At 37.7% G+C, this 17,630-nt stretch carries 19 protein-coding genes; 8 read left to right on the forward strand and 11 right to left on the reverse strand.

Going from position 1 to position 17,630, the window contains the following annotated elements:
• The first annotated feature begins 1 nt into the window (after position 1).
• The 3 genes from B4F31_RS15495 to trxA all read left to right on the forward strand — a co-directional run bounded on the left by B4F31_RS15495 (position 2) and on the right by trxA (position 5,106).
• Positions 2-3,163, forward strand: a complete 3,162-nt coding sequence (locus B4F31_RS15495) for an efflux RND transporter permease subunit (protein WP_057480987.1) — start codon at positions 2-4, stop codon at positions 3,161-3,163.
• A gap of 2 nt (positions 3,164-3,165) precedes the next feature.
• Entirely contained in the window at positions 3,166-4,572 is a 1,407-nt protein-coding gene (locus B4F31_RS15500) for an efflux transporter outer membrane subunit (RefSeq protein WP_075325301.1), read from the forward strand.
• A 234-nt stretch (positions 4,573-4,806) separates the two neighbouring features.
• Complete coding sequence (gene trxA, locus B4F31_RS15505) at positions 4,807-5,106, forward strand: thioredoxin (protein ID WP_286761712.1); 300 nt, start codon at positions 4,807-4,809, stop codon at positions 5,104-5,106.
• A 44-nt stretch (positions 5,107-5,150) separates the two neighbouring features.
• Here trxA and B4F31_RS15510 read toward each other — a convergent pair whose 3' ends face one another.
• The 6 genes from B4F31_RS15510 to B4F31_RS15535 form a co-directional block, all read right to left on the reverse strand.
• The gene (locus tag B4F31_RS15510) at positions 5,151-5,432 is read right to left on the reverse strand and encodes a GNAT family N-acetyltransferase (protein ID WP_075325303.1); all 282 of its coding nucleotides are present in this window, start codon (positions 5,430-5,432) and stop codon (positions 5,151-5,153) included.
• A gap of 30 nt (positions 5,433-5,462) precedes the next feature.
• Positions 5,463-5,963 (reverse strand): YciI family protein, encoded by a 501-nt coding sequence (locus B4F31_RS15515; protein ID WP_075325304.1) that lies wholly within the window; start codon positions 5,961-5,963, stop codon positions 5,463-5,465.
• 8 nt (positions 5,964-5,971) lie between these two features.
• Positions 5,972-6,439 carry a CYTH domain-containing protein gene (locus B4F31_RS15520; RefSeq protein ID WP_075325305.1) on the reverse strand — a complete coding sequence of 156 codons (468 nt, stop codon included), beginning with the start codon at positions 6,437-6,439 and terminating at the stop codon, positions 5,972-5,974.
• On the reverse strand, positions 6,440-7,105 hold the full coding sequence (locus tag B4F31_RS15525; protein WP_093304668.1) for an NAD(P)H-binding protein: 666 nt from the start codon (positions 7,103-7,105) through the stop codon (positions 6,440-6,442). It abuts the gene before it with no gap.
• Between the two features lie 143 nt (positions 7,106-7,248).
• Entirely contained in the window at positions 7,249-7,410 is a 162-nt protein-coding gene (locus B4F31_RS15530) for a hypothetical protein (RefSeq protein WP_232228886.1), read from the reverse strand.
• Positions 7,401-7,640, reverse strand: a complete 240-nt coding sequence (locus tag B4F31_RS15535; RefSeq protein ID WP_286761713.1) for a hypothetical protein — start codon at positions 7,638-7,640, stop codon at positions 7,401-7,403. The genes B4F31_RS15530 and B4F31_RS15535 overlap by 10 nt, the downstream gene beginning before the upstream one ends.
• Before the next feature lie 120 nt (positions 7,641-7,760).
• On the opposite strand from B4F31_RS15535, the gene dinB reads away from it, so the two are divergent.
• On the forward strand, positions 7,761-8,864 hold the full coding sequence (gene dinB, locus B4F31_RS15540) for a DNA polymerase IV (protein WP_075325308.1): 1,104 nt from the start codon (positions 7,761-7,763) through the stop codon (positions 8,862-8,864).
• Between the two features lie 57 nt (positions 8,865-8,921).
• On the opposite strand, the gene pyk is transcribed toward dinB, so the two are convergent.
• The 5 genes from pyk to B4F31_RS15565 form a co-directional block, all read right to left on the reverse strand.
• Complete coding sequence (pyk, locus tag B4F31_RS15545; RefSeq protein ID WP_075325309.1) at positions 8,922-10,352, reverse strand: pyruvate kinase; 1,431 nt, start codon at positions 10,350-10,352, stop codon at positions 8,922-8,924.
• Positions 10,352-10,840: an IPExxxVDY family protein gene (locus B4F31_RS15550; protein ID WP_075325310.1), complete on the reverse strand. Its 489-nt coding sequence runs from the start codon at positions 10,838-10,840 to the stop codon at positions 10,352-10,354. The genes pyk and B4F31_RS15550 overlap by 1 nt, the downstream gene beginning before the upstream one ends.
• A 113-nt stretch (positions 10,841-10,953) precedes the next feature.
• The gene (rnc, locus tag B4F31_RS15555) at positions 10,954-11,685 is read right to left on the reverse strand and encodes a ribonuclease III (protein ID WP_075325311.1); all 732 of its coding nucleotides are present in this window, start codon (positions 11,683-11,685) and stop codon (positions 10,954-10,956) included.
• Positions 11,686-11,694: 9 nt separating this feature from the next.
• Positions 11,695-12,948: a beta-ketoacyl-ACP synthase II gene (fabF, locus tag B4F31_RS15560; RefSeq protein ID WP_286761809.1), complete on the reverse strand. Its 1,254-nt coding sequence runs from the start codon at positions 12,946-12,948 to the stop codon at positions 11,695-11,697.
• 16 nt (positions 12,949-12,964) lie between these two features.
• Positions 12,965-13,201: an acyl carrier protein gene (locus B4F31_RS15565; RefSeq protein WP_013069791.1), complete on the reverse strand. Its 237-nt coding sequence runs from the start codon at positions 13,199-13,201 to the stop codon at positions 12,965-12,967.
• Positions 13,202-13,349: 148 nt separating this feature from the next.
• On the opposite strand from B4F31_RS15565, the gene purN reads away from it, so the two are divergent.
• The 4 genes from purN (at position 13,350) to B4F31_RS15585 (ending at position 17,474) form a co-directional block, all read left to right on the forward strand.
• Positions 13,350-13,949 (forward strand): phosphoribosylglycinamide formyltransferase, encoded by a 600-nt coding sequence (purN, locus tag B4F31_RS15570; protein ID WP_286761714.1) that lies wholly within the window; start codon positions 13,350-13,352, stop codon positions 13,947-13,949.
• Positions 13,949-14,416 carry a ribonuclease HI gene (gene rnhA / locus B4F31_RS15575; protein WP_093304674.1) on the forward strand — a complete coding sequence of 156 codons (468 nt, stop codon included), beginning with the start codon at positions 13,949-13,951 and terminating at the stop codon, positions 14,414-14,416. Before purN ends, rnhA begins: the two co-directional genes overlap by 1 nt.
• A 172-nt stretch (positions 14,417-14,588) precedes the next feature.
• Complete coding sequence (locus B4F31_RS15580) at positions 14,589-15,512, forward strand: PfkB family carbohydrate kinase (RefSeq protein WP_075325315.1); 924 nt, start codon at positions 14,589-14,591, stop codon at positions 15,510-15,512.
• A 63-nt stretch (positions 15,513-15,575) separates the two neighbouring features.
• On the forward strand, positions 15,576-17,474 hold the full coding sequence (locus B4F31_RS15585) for an amidophosphoribosyltransferase (RefSeq protein WP_075325316.1): 1,899 nt from the start codon (positions 15,576-15,578) through the stop codon (positions 17,472-17,474).
• The last annotated feature ends 156 nt before the right edge of the window (positions 17,475-17,630 follow it).

The raw sequence follows: 17,630 nt of genomic DNA on the forward strand, positions 1-17,630 counted from the left end.
GATGCTAAAGAAATTTATAGAAAGACCGGTATTATCTACGGTCGTTTCCATTATAATTGTGGTATTGGGTGTGTTGGGAATTTCAACACTGCCTGTAACGCAGTATCCAGATATTGCCCCTCCAACGGTTCAGGTTTCGGCTAATTTCCCGGGGGCAAATGCTCAAACAGTACTGGAGAGTGTAATTATTCCCATTGAAGAGCAAATAAACGGGGTTGAGGGAATGGATTATATTACCTCTACTGCCAGTAACAACGGTAGTGCCAGTATACAGGTATTTTTTGACCAGGGAGTAGATCCAGATATTGCCGCGGTAAACGTTCAAAACCGTGTGGCACGTGCTACACCTTTACTGCCGCAGGAAGTAACCCAATCTGGGGTAACCACGCAAAAAGAACAAACCAGTGCATTGATGTTCTTTACCGTGGTTTCAGACAACGAAGAATATGACGCAACTTTTATTCAGAATTACCTGAATATTAACGTGATTCCAGAATTACAGCGTATTAACGGGGTTGGGAACGTAAATGTATTTGGCGCCAAGAAATATGCGATGCGAATCTGGCTTCAGCCTGAAAAATTAGCGGCTTATAATTTAATCCCTTCAGATGTTATTGGAGCCATTAATGAGCAAAGTCAGGAAGCTGCTGCGGGATCTTTAGGTCAAAATAATGCTGAAGCTTTTGAATATGTACTGCGTTATAGCGGAAGATACCAGGACGAAGATCAATACCGAAATATTATTATTAAAGCCCTTGATAATGGGCAATACCTAAGGTTAGACGATGTTGCAGAAGTTGAACTGGATGCCGAAGGTTATAATGTTATTGGATATACCAATGGTAAGCCAGGAGTGAATATGGCTGTTTACCAAACGCCAGGTTCTAATGCCCAGGAAATTATTGAAAATATTCACCAGAAGCTGGACGAAATGGAAGAAGATTTTCCAACCGGGCTTTCGGTATATATAAATTTTGATACCAACGAATTTCTTACCGCTTCTATAGATAAAGTGATTTTAACGCTTATTGAAGCGTTTATACTGGTATTTATTGTAGTTTTTATATTTCTTCAGGATTTTAGGTCTACCCTTATTCCTGCCATTGCGGTACCGGTTTCCATAATTGGTACATTCTTTTTCTTAAACCTGTTTGGGTACTCTATAAACTTACTAACGCTATTTGCGCTGGTACTGGCTATTGGTATTGTAGTAGATGATGCTATTGTAGTAGTAGAAGCCGTACATGCAAAAATGGAAGAAGGAGCTAAAGATGCCATAAGCGGTACAAGAAAAGCGATGGACGAAATTACCGGGGCGATTATTTCTATTACGCTGGTAATGGGAGCGGTATTTATTCCCGTAACTTTTATCACGGGACCCACAGGAGTTTTCTATGAACAATTTGGGGTGACTTTAATTGTAGCTATTGCAATATCTGCAGTTAATGCTTTAACTTTAAGTCCTGCGCTTTGTGCCATTTTCTTAAAACCACATCGTGAAGACGAAGAACATAAGAAAAAGAATTTTTTACAGCGCTTCTTTAGTTCGTTTAATACCGCTTTTAAAGTAACTACTGACAAGTATGTGAATTCCCTTTCATTTTTAAGTAAACATAAGTGGATTACAGGGCTAATCCTTGTAGCTGCGGTACTTGCTATATTTTGGGGAGCTAAGACTACTCCAACCGGTTTTGTACCAGATGAAGACCGCGGAATATTATTTGTAAATGTTGAATTACCTGCCGGTGCTTCTTTAGACAGAACCGTGGGAATTACTTCAGAATTAGAGAAAAAAGCACAACAAATAGAAGGTGTACAGGGTGTTTCTTTAGTAAATGGTTATAGTTTAATTGGTGGAGCAGGTAGTAACTATGCACTTGGTTTTATTAAATTAGACGACTGGAGTGAACGTGAAGAAGATCACCTATCGGTAGAATCTATCCAGGGACAATTATTTCAAATTGGCGCTTCATTTTCTGATGCTGAAATGCTATTCTTTTCTCCTCCCAGTATTCCAGGTTTTGGAGTTTCAGGGGGATTTGAAGCTAAATTGTTAGATAGATCAGGTGGTAGTTTCCAGGAACTGGATACCCAAACCCAAAATTATATTGCAGCGCTTTCCCAAAGACCGGAAATTCAGTATGCACAAAGTTCTTTCAACACAAATTATCCGCAGTATGAAATGGATTTAAATATTCCGAAAGCTAAAGAAGCAGGCGTGGATATTTCTACCATCTTCTCAACATTACAAGGGTATATTGGAAGTATTTACGCAGCAGATTTCTCTAGATTTGGTAAACAATATCGTGTGTATGTTCAGGCTTTACCTGAAGATCGCGCCGGCACCGACGATTTAAATTCTCTATTTGTAAGAAATTCCCAGGGAGAAATGGCGCCTTTAAGTGAATTTGTAAGCTTAAAACGGGTTTATGGTCCGCAATCGGTAACCAGGTTTAACCTGTTTAACTCGGCAACTATAAACGGTGCCCCGGCTCCGGGATATTCTTCTGGAGATGCTATTGCAGCAGTACAAGAAGTAAGTGCAGAATCACTACCCTCTAATTTTAGCGTAGATTATAGCGGACTTACCAGGGAAGAAGTTTCAGCAGGTTCACAGACTACTTTTATCTTGATTTTAAGTATTCTGTTTGTTTACTTCATTCTTTCAGCTCAATATGAAAGTTACCTTATTCCTTTCGCAGTGCTACTTTCATTGCCGGTTGGGGTAATGGGCTCTTACCTGGTAACTAAATTCACAGGGCTTCAGGCAAATATTTATTTCCAAATTGCTTTAATAATGCTGCTGGGGCTGCTGGCTAAGAACGCAATTCTTATTGTAGAGTTTGCCATGCAACGAAGGCAGGCAGGCCTTTCTATTGTAGATGCTGCCTTAGAGGGTGCAAGAGTGCGGTTAAGACCTATTTTAATGACCTCTTTTGCCTTTATTATTGGTTTACTTCCTTTGGTTTTTGCCGGTGGTACAGGTGCTGCAGGTAACCGCTCTATAGGTACGGGAGCTGTTGGAGGTTTATTAGTTGGTACCATATTGGGAGTTTTTATTATTCCAATTCTTTATATCATTTTCCAACATTTACAGGAAAAAATAACCGGGATACCAGAAGCAGCTAAAACAGAAAACAAATCAATTTCTGAAAAAGAATAACAATGAGAAAGAACAGTATATATAAACTTTTGCTTGGGGGAGCCTTACCATTTTTATTGGTTTCCTGTTTTGCAGCCAAAGATTACGAACGTCCTGAAATAGAAGAGATTTCTGAAGAATTGTATAGAACAGATAATCTTCCGCAGGATTCCTTAAATATGGCCACTATTTCCTGGACCGAAATTTTTACCGATCCTATTCTGAAAAACCATATTGAAGAAGGCCTGGAGAATAATATAGATATACGCATTGCCATACAGCAAATGTTGGCAGCCGAAGCTTATGTAAAACAAGGGAAAGCGAGTTATTTCCCTACCCTAAGTGCAGGGCCGGCCGTAAATCATCAAATCTTATCTCCTAACAGCCAGTTTGGTTCTTTCTTTGACGGAAGTATTACCCAATACGACGTTACCGGAAATCTTTCCTGGGAAGCTGATATTTGGGGAAAAATAAGAAGTAACGATCGTGCTTTTACCGCAGCTTATCTACAAAGTGAAGCTGCTCATAAAGCGGTAAAGACTCAGCTTATTTCCAATATTGCTAATAATTATTATCAATTACTAAGCCTGGACGAGCAACTTAGAATTGCAAAAGAAACCCTGGAAACCAGGAAAAGCAGCCTGGAAACTACAATGGCCCTTAAAGATGCCGGAAATGTAACTGAAGTTGGTGTACAACAAACCAAAGCGCAGTTGCATACAGCCGAGGCTTTAGTAGTGCAGCTTGAAAACCAAATTCGCTTGCTGGAAAATTCATTTTCCATTCTACTGGGCGCAGGGCCACAGGAAATAGAACGAACTGATTTATCACAACAAAATATTGTAAGTCCGTTGAATACAGGAGTGCCCTCACAACTCCTAAGAAATAGGCCAGATGTGATTGCCGCCGAGTACGGATTAATTAATGCTTTTGAACTTACTAATGCGGCTCGCGCTAACTTCTATCCTTCGCTTACATTAACCGCTTCAGGTGGTTTTCAAAGTTTAGAACTGGATAAATTATTAAATGCCAATTCCCTTTTTGCTAATTTGGGTGCTTCGCTTTTGCAGCCAATTGTTAATAAGCGGCAAATAAGAACCCAGTACGAAGTTTCGCAGGCACAACAAGAAGAAGCTTTACTAAACTTTAAACAAGCCATTTTAGTGGCCGGCAGGGAAGTTTCAGATGCACTTTCTAATTACCAGGCAAGTACCGAACGCATAGATATTCTTGAGAATGAATATGAAGCTTACAATAAGGCTTCAGGCTATTCAGAAGAATTATTGAATAACGGTCTTATAAATTACCTGGAAGTATTAACCGCAAGGGAAAATGCTTTAAATTCTCAGCTAAACCTTATAAATGCTGAATACAATAAATTGAATTCCATCGTAAATCTTTATAAAGCCCTTGGTGGAGGCTGGCAATAAATTGTGTTGAATTTGTTTTGTTAATTGTTGAATAAACAGCTCCAGAATTAAATTTTGGGGCTGTTTTTTTGTTGAGATTGAAATTTAATTTCGACTAAGCCAGTACACTACCTGGAGCAAGCCCACGGGACTTTTTGTAAGAAAAATAGTTTGATTTGAGGCAAACCTCGTAGCATTTAAATCTCGATTATCGAGTAAATTCAGTAACTTTAAGAAAGCTTAAATTTTATTAAAATGAAAAGTAGTTTTAGTGATATTATAAAAGATGAAAAACCTGTTCTAGTTGATTTTTATGCTGACTGGTGTGGCCCTTGCAAAACACTGGCGCCAATTTTAAAAGACGTAAAGGCCGAATTGGGCGATGGCGTAAAAATTGTAAAGATAGATGTAGATAAAAACCAGGAATTGGCGGGAAAATACCATGTGCGCGGTGTTCCCACAATGATGCTATTTAAAAATGGCCAGCAACTTTGGAGACAATCTGGAGTTTTACAAAAAGCTGAAATTGTAAATATTATTAATTCTAATTCCTAATAGAAACCTAAAGCTGGGAAGCAATGTATGTTTTTGAAATTATTTTAAGCTAAAACCTTCTGAAATTCGGGTTCTTTTTCTATCACACTTTTTGCAAAAGGACATAGCGGAATCACCTTCAGCTTATTTTCTTTTGCAAAATCTACAGTAGCTTTTATTAATTTCTTGCCTATACCTTGGCCTTTAAAATCGGGGTCAACTTCGGTATGGTCTATTATAAACTTGCTTCGGCCTGCCCAGGTATATTCTACTTTCCCGGCAATTTTTTCATTTTCCAAAGCTTGAAAAAAGCCCTTCTTAATTTCATCAACTTGTTCAATCTTCATAATTCAAATTTTTAAGAATTTTGTCTGGATTTAATCGAGTTTTCCACCCTTTGCGGTCCACCAGGGATGAACTTCAACTTTTAATCTACCGGCTTTTACCATAGGATCCTGTTTTGCCAAACTATCGGCTTCTTGCTGCGTAGCCGTATTATAAACCGCAATTCCACGAATATCCCCGTCATCACCAAAGGGGCCAATTAAGCTTGCGTAGCCTTCTTGTGCCATTTTGCTTAAATAAGCCAGGTGTTCCTTTTGCAGTTTTGCCGCTTCAGTAGAATCCTGGTTGCGGTTTTCTCCCTTTTTCAAAAAAACCATATAATATTGCTGCATCAAATAAGTGCTGTCGCCCTCTTTGTAGGTAAAAGTTTGATAACCTTTTTCATTTAAATGTTTCGCAATAGAATCTATATTGGTTTTGGGCTTTTTCTTCTCAACTTTCTCTGGCCCGGGAATACCTCGCTCCTGTTCTGGAATATCTTTACAGGAAAGTATTAAAAACGGAAAAACGAGTATATAAATTAATTTCTTCATATTAAATTTTACCAGTTTTTATACGGGTTCTTGCTTAATTGGGAATTATAATATTTTATATCTCCGGTTACTTCTTCTCCCAGCCAATTGGGTTTCTTAAAGGTATCGGTTTCAGAATTCAATTCTATTTCTGCTACGGTTAAACCTTCATTTTCAGCGTGAAATTCATCAATTTCAAAAACAAAATCACCGCCTTTCACCAAATAGCGGGTTTTTTCTATAACTCCAGGTTCACAAAGTCCAAATAGCGCTTCGGCTTCCTTTATATCAATTTCCTTTTCCCATTCAAAACGTGTAAGTCCGTTTTTTGAAGATTTCCCTTTAATAGTAAGAAAAGCATTATCGCCGGTAATTCTTAAGCGCACTGTACGTTCGGGATCGGTGTTTAAAAATCCTTGTTTTATGCTGAAATTCTTAAATGATTCCTTTTTAAAATCTTCTGAAAGTACAAGGTATTTACGTTCAATTTCCTGCATTTAATTATTGTGTGCTATATTTTTAATTTCATCTGAAGGAATTCTTTCTACGTCCAATTCGGGCTTATTAGCAATGGCTACCATAGCCCTGGCAATACTTTCAGCCGAAATAGACTTGTATTTACGTAAAGTTCCCAGGAAAAACGGATTTATAAAATTGAGCATTACTTTTCCAACTTTTTCAAAGCTTCGGCTTTCCTTCCGCTCACCAGTAATAAGTGAAGGTTGTAAGATATAGGTATTCTTAATTTCCTGCTCTAATACCTCTTTCTCCATTTTCCCCTTAATACGGTTATAAAACACCCTGCTTTTGGGATTCGCTCCAAGTGCCGAAACTACCAGAAATGTATCTATATTATTTGCTTTACAAAGCCTGGCCGCTGTCACAGGAATTCCGCGATCAATTTTGGTGTACGTATTGTGATCTGGGGTCTTCTTTTTGGTGGTACCCACACAACAAAAAACCTCATCGGCGGTAAATTTGTCTTTATGTTCCTCCAGTTTAAAAAGATCTATTAAATGTTCTTCGATTTTAGGATGTTTTTTTTCTACTGAATTTCTCGAGAAAAGTTTGATTTTCCCATACCTGTCGTCTTCAAGTAATTGCTGTAGTAACATTCCTCCGGTTAGGCCGGTAGCTCCTAAAATTATTGCTGTTTTTGGCATATATTATTTATTAATGAACCGGTCTTTTTCTGGTTCCTCTAAAATTAATTATTTCGATTCTTTGTTTCTCTTTATTTTCTCTATAAACTATATAATTATTTTTATCTATCAAAGCTTTAAAAAGCTTAGGGTTTTGCGTGGACTTAGGAAACAAATTCTGGGTTTAAAATGATGATTTGAATAACTATTTTAAGTTTTTCTTCCAGTTTAAATATTTCTTTTTCAGTCCAATTTTCTTCCAAATATTCCAGCACTCTCTGCAAACCTGTCTTTGCAGTCTCTGTCCAAAAGATCTCTAATGCCATTTTTTAAACATTCGCATAACATCTTCATTAGCTAACACCTTATCGTTATTGGCATCCTCTAAGCCTTTTTGAATAGCAGCTTTCTCAATGTCGCTAAGCTTATCCCACAAATCACCTTTTTTTTGCTTTTTATAAGTTTCAGCCACTTCTGTTATAAGATGAAGTAATTCTTCATCAGCTTCCTGAACGTAAGCCAAAACCCGTTGCTTAAGCTCCTTCTCTTTCTTCATTTTTTTTAATTGATTTTTATAAAGTTACGATTTTTAAATTTCTGAAGTTGAAAGATTTTATAACAGGTTTGGGAAATAAATAGCTTTCCAGACAACTTGAAGTTTCTTTAACTTTGTAAAGTGAACCAAAACCTTCCTCTTCGAAAAATCATTCATATAGATATGGATGCGTTCTATGCTTCGGTAGAACAACTGGATAATCCCGAATTACGCGGTAAGGCGATTGCTGTGGGCGGAAGTTCGCAAAGAGGTGTAGTTAGCGCGGCAAGTTATGAAGCGCGAAAATATGGCGTTAAAAGCGCTATGAGTAGCATAATTGCCAAACGCAATTGCCCGCATCTAATCTTTGTAAAAACCCGTTTTGACCGTTACCGGGAGATTTCACAACAAATAAGGGAGATCTTTTATGAATATACAGACCTGGTAGAGCCACTTTCTTTAGATGAAGCTTACCTGGACGTAACCGAGAATAAAAAAGGAAATCCCAGTGCAAGCCTAATTGCAAAAGAAATACGGGAGAAAATTAAGGAGAAAACAGGATTAAATGCCTCGGCAGGAATTTCTATCAATAAATTTATCGCAAAGATTGCCAGTGATTTTAATAAACCTAACGGACAAAAAACTGTAAATCCTGAAGAAGTAGAAGCTTTTTTGGAAGTTTTAGACATCAGGAAATTTCACGGAGTAGGTAAAGTGACTGCTGAAAAAATGTATATGCTGGGTATTTTTACCGGGAAAGACCTTAAAAAGAAATCTCAAGAATATTTAATCGAAAAATTCGGGAAAAGCGGTGCGCATTATTACAACGTGGTTCGCGGTATACATTTGAGCGAAGTAAAACCAAACCGAATAAGAAAATCTCTTGGTGCCGAACGCACTTTTAATGAAAATATCTCTTCGGAAATTTTTATGCTGGAAAGGCTGGAAAACATTGCCGAAGAAATAGAACGTCGGCTCAAAAAAAGCAAGGTTGCTGGTAAAACGGTGACCCTAAAAATTAAGTATAGCGATTTTACCCTGCAGACTCGCAGTAAAACTATTTCGTTCTATATCTCCAGTAAAGAATTAATTCTTGAAAATGCAAAGGAGTTATTATACCAGGAAAAAATGAAGAATTCCGTACGACTTTTGGGAATTTCTCTTTCCAACCTAAATACCGATAAAAGCGAAAAGAAACCGGAAGAAGAGAAAAAAGTTGAAGTACAGCTAAAGTTTGAATTTTAAACAAAAAAAAACCCCAAATAGAGTGTATTCGGGGCTTGAAGTATAAATATTATTAGATTATTCTATTTCTGAAATCCTTAGCGTATTTACCATACCTTTTTCACCAATTGGCATCGCAGCCAGGTTAATGGTATAATCCCCCACCTCTACAAAAGATTTCTCTTTTGCAATGCGGTTAATATCTTCTATAGTTTCGTCTGTACTTACAAATTTATCGTAATGGAAAGCTTTAACACCCCATAACAAACTAAGTTGTGAAAGAATTCTATTATTAGAAGTATACACTAAAATATGCGCTTCAGGCCTCCAAGCAGAGATTTGGAAAGCTGTGTACCCGCTATTGGTTAAGGTACAAATTGCTTTGGCCTTAATTTCGTTAGCCATATGGGCCGCGTGATAACAAACAGATTTGGTAATATAACGCTTGGTACGTACATGCGGCGGATCGTGGGGAACTTTAATTAATGGTGAGTTTTCAACACTCTCCAAAATTTGTGTCATCTTTTGAATCACCTGCACTGGGTACTGCCCTACTGAAGTTTCTCCACTAAGCATTACCGCATCGGCACCATCCATAACTGAGTTCGCTACGTCATTAACTTCGGCTCTTGTTGGCGTAAGGCTGGTAATCATCGTCTCCATCATTTGAGTAGCGATTATTACCGGAATTCTTGCTTTCTTGGCCGTTAAAACTAATTTCTTTTGAATAAGTGGAACTTCCTGCGCAGGAATTTCTACTCCTAAATCTCCACGAGCCACCATTAAACCATCACAGTAGGCCACAATCTTATCAATATTGGCTACACCTTCCGGTTTTTCGATTTTGGCTATAATTGGGATTTTATATTCGCTGTGCTTTTTAATTAAATCCTGAAGTTCTTTTAAATCTTCCGCGTGACGCACAAAAGAAAGAGCCATCCAGTCCACCTGCATTTCACAGGCAAAAATCGCATCTTTTACATCCTTTTCAGTTAAAGCAGGAAGCGAAATATTAGTATTTGGAAGGTTTACACCTTTCTTAGACTTTAAAGGTCCACCCTGGATTACCCGGGTTTTAACCTCATCTTTTTTATTTGTACTTACTACTTCAAAAATAAGTTTACCATCGTCTAAAAGAATACGCTCTCCCGCAGCTACATCTTGCGGAAAAGTTTCATAATTCATATAAACGCGTTCTGCGGTTCCTTTAAATTCTTTTCCGGTAGCAAAAATAATTTCATCACCTTCTGAAACTACCACTTCGTCTTTCATCACTCCTACCCGAAGTTTAGGACCCTGTAAATCTCCAAGAATTGCGGCATTGTAGCCTTTTTCTTTGTTCAGGTCTCTAATCATGTTAATGCGTTCTTTTACATCGTCATAATTAGCGTGGGAAAAATTAACTCTAAAAACGTTTACTCCGGCCTGGAGCATTTTATCTAAGGTTTCTTTGGAACTCGTTGCCGGGCCTAGGGTTGCAACGATTTTAGTCTTCTTATTTGTTGGCATTATTCAAAAATTAAATTTTGTTTAGATTTTAATAAATCTGTGTCAATTTTATAAACTGCTATTACCTGCGGTATCTGGCTTATGGCATTAACAAGTAAATTGAGGTCTTTTTGATTTAGCTCCTCATCTATTTTAAGAAAGAAATCTACCTTTTTATACTCAGGCACCAGGTTTACCTGTAAGGGTCTAACTTCTTCTTCTTCAAATAAAGAACCCGAGCTTAATATCTTTTTTGGTTCTCCTTTAAACTTATTGGCCACAAGGTGATAAGACCTGAAATTCGCCAGATCTTTAAAGGTATAATGGGCGTAGAAAGCTTCTACCGATTTATGGTTGAAGTCTATATCCCTGCGTTCTCTTTTTAATTGAAGTTTAAGATGCTTATTTAATAAATAGGCCATCTTATATTCTTCTAAATCACCATATAGTGCTATTAAGCCAAAATCATCTTCCTCTACATCCTCAAGCAGCATTTTATGAGATTGCATAGCTTTTAATTTAAGGTTAAAGATAAGATAAGATTGAGAAAAATGAAGGTTTATCGTACCAAAACTTCGTATTTATCTACGAAAACGTTATAGTTTGCACTAATTTCATAATTTTATGTGATTTTATTTTGAAGTGCATAATAAGCCCGTTTTGCTGTTTTTTCTTCGGCCTTCTTTTTTGAGGTTGCCCTTGCCTTGGCAACAACTTTATCATCTAACCTCAATTTTACAGCAAAATGCTTTATTTCATCGTTCCCGGTATCTTCATAAACTTCAAAGTCGAATTCCCGTTTTTCTTTTTGACACCACTCAATAAACAGACTTTTATAACTTATTACCTGGCCTTCTAATTGTTCTATATCTACATAAGGATCTATCACTCTTTCGTAAATAAAACGCTTACAATATTTATAACCGCGGTCTAGATATATTGCGCCAATTAATGCTTCAAATAAATTGCCGTGAATATTTGCTCCAAATTGATCTTTGGGAATATTAGTTTGAACGTGGTCTATAAGTTTCAGGTCTTTACCAAGCTCATTTAAATGCTTTCGGCTAACTACTTTAGAACGCATTTTGGTAAGATAACCCTCATTTCCGCCAGGAACTGCTTTAAAAAGGTGGGAAGCTATTACAGCGCTTAACATGGCGTCTCCCAGGAACTCCAGGCGTTCAAAACTCACCGCATTTCCCTTTTCATCTTTAATATTTAAAGAACGGTGGGTAAAGGCTTTGCGGTAGTGAAGAATATTCTTGGGCTTAAATCCCAGAATTTTATATAAAACGGAAAAAAAATTCCCGCCTTTATCAGAACGGGAATTTAATATATTTCGAAGAACGCCCATAATTAAAGGTTATTCATCAAATCTTTTAAATAATAAACAAGCGTTGTGACCTCCAAATCCAAACGTGTTGCTCATTACCACCTTTACATCACGTTTTTGGGCCATATTAAGAGTAAGGTTTAATTCAGGATCAATATTTTCATCTTTATGTTCGTGGTTAATAGTAGGTGGTACTATTCCATGTTTCATAGACAAAATTGCAGAAATTGCTTCTACAGCTCCTGCAGCACCAAGCAAATGCCCGGTCATTGATTTTGTTGAATTAATATTAATTGTTTTGGCGTGTTCACCAAAAACCTTACTTATCGCTTTTAATTCGGCTACGTCTCCTAATGGAGTAGAAGTTCCGTGCGTATTAATGGCGTCTACATCTTCGGGTTTCATTTCTGCATTTCGAAGACAGTTTTCCATAACCGCAACAACTCCGTTTCCTTCAGGATGTGGTGCCGTCATATGGTAAGCATCAGAAGATAATCCTCCTCCAAGTACTTCAGCATAAATTTTAGCTCCTCTGGCTTTGGCATGTTCATATTCTTCAAGAATAAGTGTACCGGCACCTTCCCCTAACACAAATCCGTCTCGAGTAGCATCAAAAGGTCTTGATGCCGTTTCGGGGTTATCGTTTTGTGTAGAAAGGGCGTGCATAGCATTAAAACCACCCATACCAGCCATGGTTACCGCAGCTTCCGAACCTCCGGAAACAATAATATCACTATGTCCCAGCCTAATATTATTTAATGCATCTATCATAGCATTTGCTGCAGATGCACAAGCTGAAACGGTAGTATAATTTGCTCCCATAAACCCATGACGAATAGAAATATTACCCGGGGCAATATCCGCAATCATCTTAGGGATAAAGAAAGGATTAAACCTTGGTGTACCATCTCCCGTCGCGAAGTTTATCACTTCGTTCTGAAAAGTTTCCAATCCGCCAATTCCGGCCCCCCATATTACACCAACACGGTACTTGTTTACAGTCTCCAGGTTGATGCCGGAATCTTTTATTGCTTCATCTGAAGCTACAATGGCATATTGGGCAAACCTGTCCAGTCTTCTTACTTCCTTACGGTCAAAGAAATCGAGTGGATCAAAATTTTTGAGTTCACAAGCGAATTTGGTTTTGAATTTTTCAGTATCGAAATAGGTAATAGGTGCACCACCACTTTTTCCGGCTACCAAAGCCTCCCAATATTCTTCAATATTGTTACCAATGGGGGTTAGGGCTCCCAAGCCCGTTACTACAACTCGCTTCAACTCCATATGGTCTATACTCTTTTTATTTTTTTGCGTCTTCAATATAAGAAATTGCCTGACCTACTGTGGCAATGTTCTCAGCCTGGTCATCAGGAATCTGGATATCGAATTCTTTTTCGAATTCCATGATCAATTCCACAGTGTCCAATGAATCAGCACCCAGATCGTTTGTGAAGCTTGCTTCGTTTACAACCTCGTTCTCGTCAACACCTAACTTGTCAACGATAATCGCTTTTACTCTTGATGCAATGTCTGACATAATACTTTTATTTTAATTTTGATTAGGTGGCAAAAATAAAAAACTTTATTTTAAAACCGATTTTTACTTTAAAAATGTGATCGTAATTTACATAAATTTAGTTGAAAGGACTTAATTTTACATTCTAATAATTGTTAACAAGCTTATTTTGAGCAATCCAACCCATACCCTACAAAAAAAAATAGTTGTCTTTGCTTCCGGCTCGGGAACCAACGCCGAAAATATCATTAAATTTTTTCAGAAACAGCCCAATACCAGTGTGGTAGCGGTTTTCTCGAACAAAAAATCGGCTAAAGTGCTAAAAAGAGCACACGATCTCAATGTTAAAGCGCTTCATTTTGACCGGGATGCACTCTATAATAGTTACGATGTTCTGCATATTTTAGAAGATATAAATCCAGATTTAATTGTTTTAGCAGGATTTATGTGGATTTTCCCCGAAGACATTTTAAAACGTTTTCCTAATAAGATTGTAAACATACATCCGGCACTACTTCCAAAATATGGCGGTAAAGGAATGTATGGAATGCATGTGCACGAAGCTATAATTCAAAATAAGGAAAAAGAAAGCGGGATTAGCATTCATTATGTAAATGAAAATTATGATGAAGGCGAAATAATCTTTCAGGCGAAAACAGATATTTCAGAAGAAGACACTCCCGAAAGTCTTGCAGAAAAAATTCATAAGCTGGAGTACAAACATTTTCCAGAAATCCTTCAGCAATTACTTCAAAAGAAATCACAATAGTGCAAACAACCCAGGTACACATTTATACCGATGGCGCCGCGAGAGGAAACCCCGGCCCCGGCGGTTACGGCATTGTAATGGAATGGGTAGGAAAAGCCTACCGCAAAGAATTTTCAAAAGGTTTTAAACACACCACTAATAACAGGATGGAATTGCTGGCAGTAATTGAAGCTTTAAAAAAGCTGAAAAAGCCCGGAGTTTCTGCTATAGTTTTTACCGATTCAAAATATGTTGCAGATGCGGTTAATAAAAAATGGGTGTTTGGCTGGGAAAAGAAAAATTTTAAAGATCGAAAGAATGCGGATCTCTGGATAGAATTTCTAAAAGAAATACGCAAACATAATGTAAGCTTTAGGTGGATAAAGGGACATAATGAGCATCCGCAAAACGAACGCTGCGACGCTTTGGCGGTAGCCGCCTCAAAAGAAAAAAGACTTCTAATTGATGAAGGTTTTCAACAAAATTGAACGGAATTAATCTTTAAGTAGTGTATTCGAGATGAACCATAAAGGCATTATTACTATTATATCCTGGTTTCGAGACAAAACGTACAATATTTAAATCTCGATTATCGAGTAATTTTGATTGAGCCCTTGAAAAACAAACTGTATATTTGCAGCACAATTTTTAAACCATTTTATGAGTAAATTACTGATTGTAGGCACTGTAGCCTTTGATGCTATTGAAACCCCTTTTGGGAAAACCGATAAAATTCTTGGAGGTGCAGGCACCTATATTGGGCTTTCAGCTTCGCAGTTTAATGTAGACAGCGCCGTGGTATCTATTGTTGGAGACGATTTTCCACAAAAATACCTGGACCTGCTTACCAGAAACAATATAAATATAGATGGAATTGAAGTGGTTTCCGGCGGAAAAACCTTCTTTTGGAGCGGCCGTTACCATAACGATTTAAATTCCAGAGATACCTTAGACACCCAATTAAACGTACTGGCCGATTTTAATCCGGTAGTACCAAATGCTTATAAAGATGCTGAAATTGTGATGTTGGGCAACCTGCATCCTTTGGTGCAACTTAGCGTTTTAGAACAAATTGAATCTCCAAAACTCGCCATTTTAGATACTATGAACTTCTGGATGGATAACGCCCTGGAAGATTTAATGAAAGTAATTGCCAAAGTAGATGTGATCACCATTAACGATGAAGAGGCAAGGCAACTTTCTGGCGAATATTCTTTAGCCAAAGCTGCTAAAAAGATTGCTACAATGGGCCCAAAATATGTAGTGATTAAAAAAGGAGAACACGGCGCTTTATTATTTCACGAAGAGCAGGTGTTCTTTGCGCCCGCCCTTCCATTAGAAGAAGTTTTTGATCCAACCGGTGCCGGCGATACTTTTGCAGGTGGTTTTGCAGGTTATCTTGCAAAAACCGGAGATATTAGCTTTGAAAATATGAAAAACGCCATTATATACGGCTCTAATCTCGCATCTTTTTGCGTAGAAAAATTTGGAACCGAGAGGATGGAGGAACTTTCAGGCGAGGAAGTAAATTCGCGCCTCGCAGAGTTTAAGAAATTAACTCAATTTGAAATAGCATTAACCTAAACTTATGCCCTGAATTTTCAGGGCATTTTTTATATAAAGCAGGAATAAAATCTGCCACGAATTATGAGTGACGCCTTAAAACACGAATGTGGAATTGCCCAAATACGATTGTTAAAACCACTGGAGTACTATAAAGAAAAATATGGTACTGCCTTTTATGGGATTAACAAAATGTATTTAATGATGGAAAAACAGCATAACCGCGGCCAGGACGGTGCCGGTTTTGCCAACATTAAATTAAATACTGCTCCCGGAGATCGCTATATAAGCCGAATTAGATCTAATGCGGCACAACCCATCCAGGATATTTTTGAGCAGATAAATGGTAGAATTAACGACGAAATTAAAGCAAACCCTGAGTATTCTGAAGATGTTGCGCTGCAAAAGAAAAACCTTCCATATGTGGGAGAAGTTTATCTTGGACACGTGCGCTACGGTACTTTTGGAAAAAATAGTATAGAAAGTGTACACCCATTTCTTAGGCAAAACAACTGGATGCACCGTAATCTTATTGTGGCCGGGAATTTTAATATGACCAACGTAAACCAGCTTTTTAATAACCTGGTAGAGCTTGGGCAGCATCCCAAAGAAAAAGCCGATACCGTTACGGTAATGGAAAAAATTGGACACTTTTTAGATTCTGAAGTTCAAAAACTTTATAAAAAATTAAAAAAACAAGGCTATTCTAAAGTTTCAGCTTCTCCTATTATTGCCGAAAAATTAAACGTTGCTAAAATACTAAGAAAATCGTCTAAAAACTGGGATGGTGGTTACGCTATGGCCGGTTTACTTGGCCACGGTGATTCTTTTGTTTTACGTGACCCTGCAGGAATTCGTCCCGCATATTATTATAAAGATGACGAAGTGGTAGTTGTTGCTTCAGAAAGACCGGTGATTCAAACCGCTTTCAACGTAGATTTTAATGATGTACATGAGCTTCCGCCGGGACACGCCATTATCACTAAAAAAAGTGGAGAAGTAAATATCACCCAAATTCTGGAGCCTCTGGAACGAAAAGCCTGTTCTTTTGAACGTATTTATTTTTCCCGCGGAAGCGATGCCGAAATCTATAAAGAACGTAAAATGCTTGGGCGTTTATTAATGCCCGAAGTATTAAAATCCATAGATCACGATACCATAAATACGGTTTTCTCTTTTATTCCAAATACTGCTGAAACCAGTTTCTACGGAATGGTTGAAGCGGCACAGGATGAATTGAATAAACAGAAAAACGATGCAATTCTAGCTGAAAAAGATACTTTAACTGATGCCAGACTTCAGGAAATTTTAGCACACCGTTTACGCACCGAAAAAATTGCGATCAAAGATGTAAAGCTTAGAACCTTTATTACCGAAGACAGCAGCCGTGATGATCTCGTAGCCCACGTTTATGATGTAACCTACGGCGTGGTTAAACCAGAAGACAGCCTGGTAATCATAGACGATAGTATTGTAAGGGGAACAACTTTAAAGAAGAGCATCATTAAAATGATGGACAGGTTAAACCCCCGGCAAATTGTAGTAGTTTCTTCGGCGCCACAAATTCGTTATCCAGATTGTTACGGTATAGATATGGCGCGACTGGAAGGTCTTGTTGCTTTTAGGGCAGCCCTAGAGCTTTTAAAAGATAATAACCAATACGATATAGTGGAAAAGGTTTACGAAAAGTGTAAACTCCAGGTAGATCTTGCCGATGAAGAAGTGAAGAATTTCGTTAAGGAAATCTACGAACCTTTTACCGATGAGCAAATTTCAGATAAAATCTCAGAGCTACTTTGTGATACAGATGTAAAGGCAGAGGTAAAAGTGATTTACCAAACAGTAGACAATTTACATAAAGCCTGCCCTAAAAACCTGGGTGACTGGTATTTCACGGGGAACTATCCCACTTTTGGTGGTAACCGGGTAGTGAATAGAGCTTTTATTAATTTTTACGAAGGAAACGAAGGGAGAGCCTACTAAGTGCAGTTTAACAAGTTTTTCTGCCTTTCGTCTAAAATGATTTTTTACAGGAATAAGAATCTATACATTAGCAGAACCATAAACATAAGTAGGTTAAGTTCATGGTAGATTTGGGGCAAAAAAAGGTGGATATAAAAATCCGCCTTTTTTTATTTT

The organism is Salegentibacter sp. UBA1130, assembly GCF_002311535.1.
GTDB classification, from domain to species: domain Bacteria; phylum Bacteroidota; class Bacteroidia; order Flavobacteriales; family Flavobacteriaceae; genus Salegentibacter; species Salegentibacter agarivorans.

Excerpts from the sequence above, each read along its gene's own strand:
- B4F31_RS15495 (WP_057480987.1), top strand. The coding sequence starts at position 2 with ATGCTAAAGAAATTTATAGAAAGACCGGTATTATCTACGGTCGTTTCC.
- B4F31_RS15500 (WP_075325301.1), top strand. The coding sequence starts at position 3,166 with ATGAGAAAGAACAGTATATATAAACTTTTGCTTGGGGGAGCCTTACCA.
- trxA (WP_286761712.1), top strand. The coding sequence starts at position 4,807 with ATGAAAAGTAGTTTTAGTGATATTATAAAAGATGAAAAACCTGTTCTA.
- B4F31_RS15510 (WP_075325303.1), bottom strand. The coding sequence starts at position 5,432 with ATGAAGATTGAACAAGTTGATGAAATTAAGAAGGGCTTTTTTCAAGCT.
- B4F31_RS15515 (WP_075325304.1), bottom strand. The coding sequence starts at position 5,963 with ATGAAGAAATTAATTTATATACTCGTTTTTCCGTTTTTAATACTTTCC.
- B4F31_RS15520 (WP_075325305.1), bottom strand. The coding sequence starts at position 6,439 with ATGCAGGAAATTGAACGTAAATACCTTGTACTTTCAGAAGATTTTAAA.
- B4F31_RS15525 (WP_093304668.1), bottom strand. The coding sequence starts at position 7,105 with ATGCCAAAAACAGCAATAATTTTAGGAGCTACCGGCCTAACCGGAGGA.
- B4F31_RS15530 (WP_232228886.1), bottom strand. The coding sequence starts at position 7,410 with ATGGCATTAGAGATCTTTTGGACAGAGACTGCAAAGACAGGTTTGCAG.
- B4F31_RS15535 (WP_286761713.1), bottom strand. The coding sequence starts at position 7,640 with ATGAAGAAAGAGAAGGAGCTTAAGCAACGGGTTTTGGCTTACGTTCAG.
- pyk (WP_075325309.1), bottom strand. The coding sequence starts at position 10,352 with ATGCCAACAAATAAGAAGACTAAAATCGTTGCAACCCTAGGCCCGGCA.
- B4F31_RS15550 (WP_075325310.1), bottom strand. The coding sequence starts at position 10,840 with ATGCAATCTCATAAAATGCTGCTTGAGGATGTAGAGGAAGATGATTTT.
- rnc (WP_075325311.1), bottom strand. The coding sequence starts at position 11,685 with ATGGGCGTTCTTCGAAATATATTAAATTCCCGTTCTGATAAAGGCGGG.
- fabF (WP_286761809.1), bottom strand. The coding sequence starts at position 12,948 with ATGGAGTTGAAGCGAGTTGTAGTAACGGGCTTGGGAGCCCTAACCCCC.
- B4F31_RS15565 (WP_013069791.1), bottom strand. The coding sequence starts at position 13,201 with ATGTCAGACATTGCATCAAGAGTAAAAGCGATTATCGTTGACAAGTTA.
- B4F31_RS15580 (WP_075325315.1), top strand. The coding sequence starts at position 14,589 with ATGAGTAAATTACTGATTGTAGGCACTGTAGCCTTTGATGCTATTGAA.
- B4F31_RS15585 (WP_075325316.1), top strand. The coding sequence starts at position 15,576 with ATGAGTGACGCCTTAAAACACGAATGTGGAATTGCCCAAATACGATTG.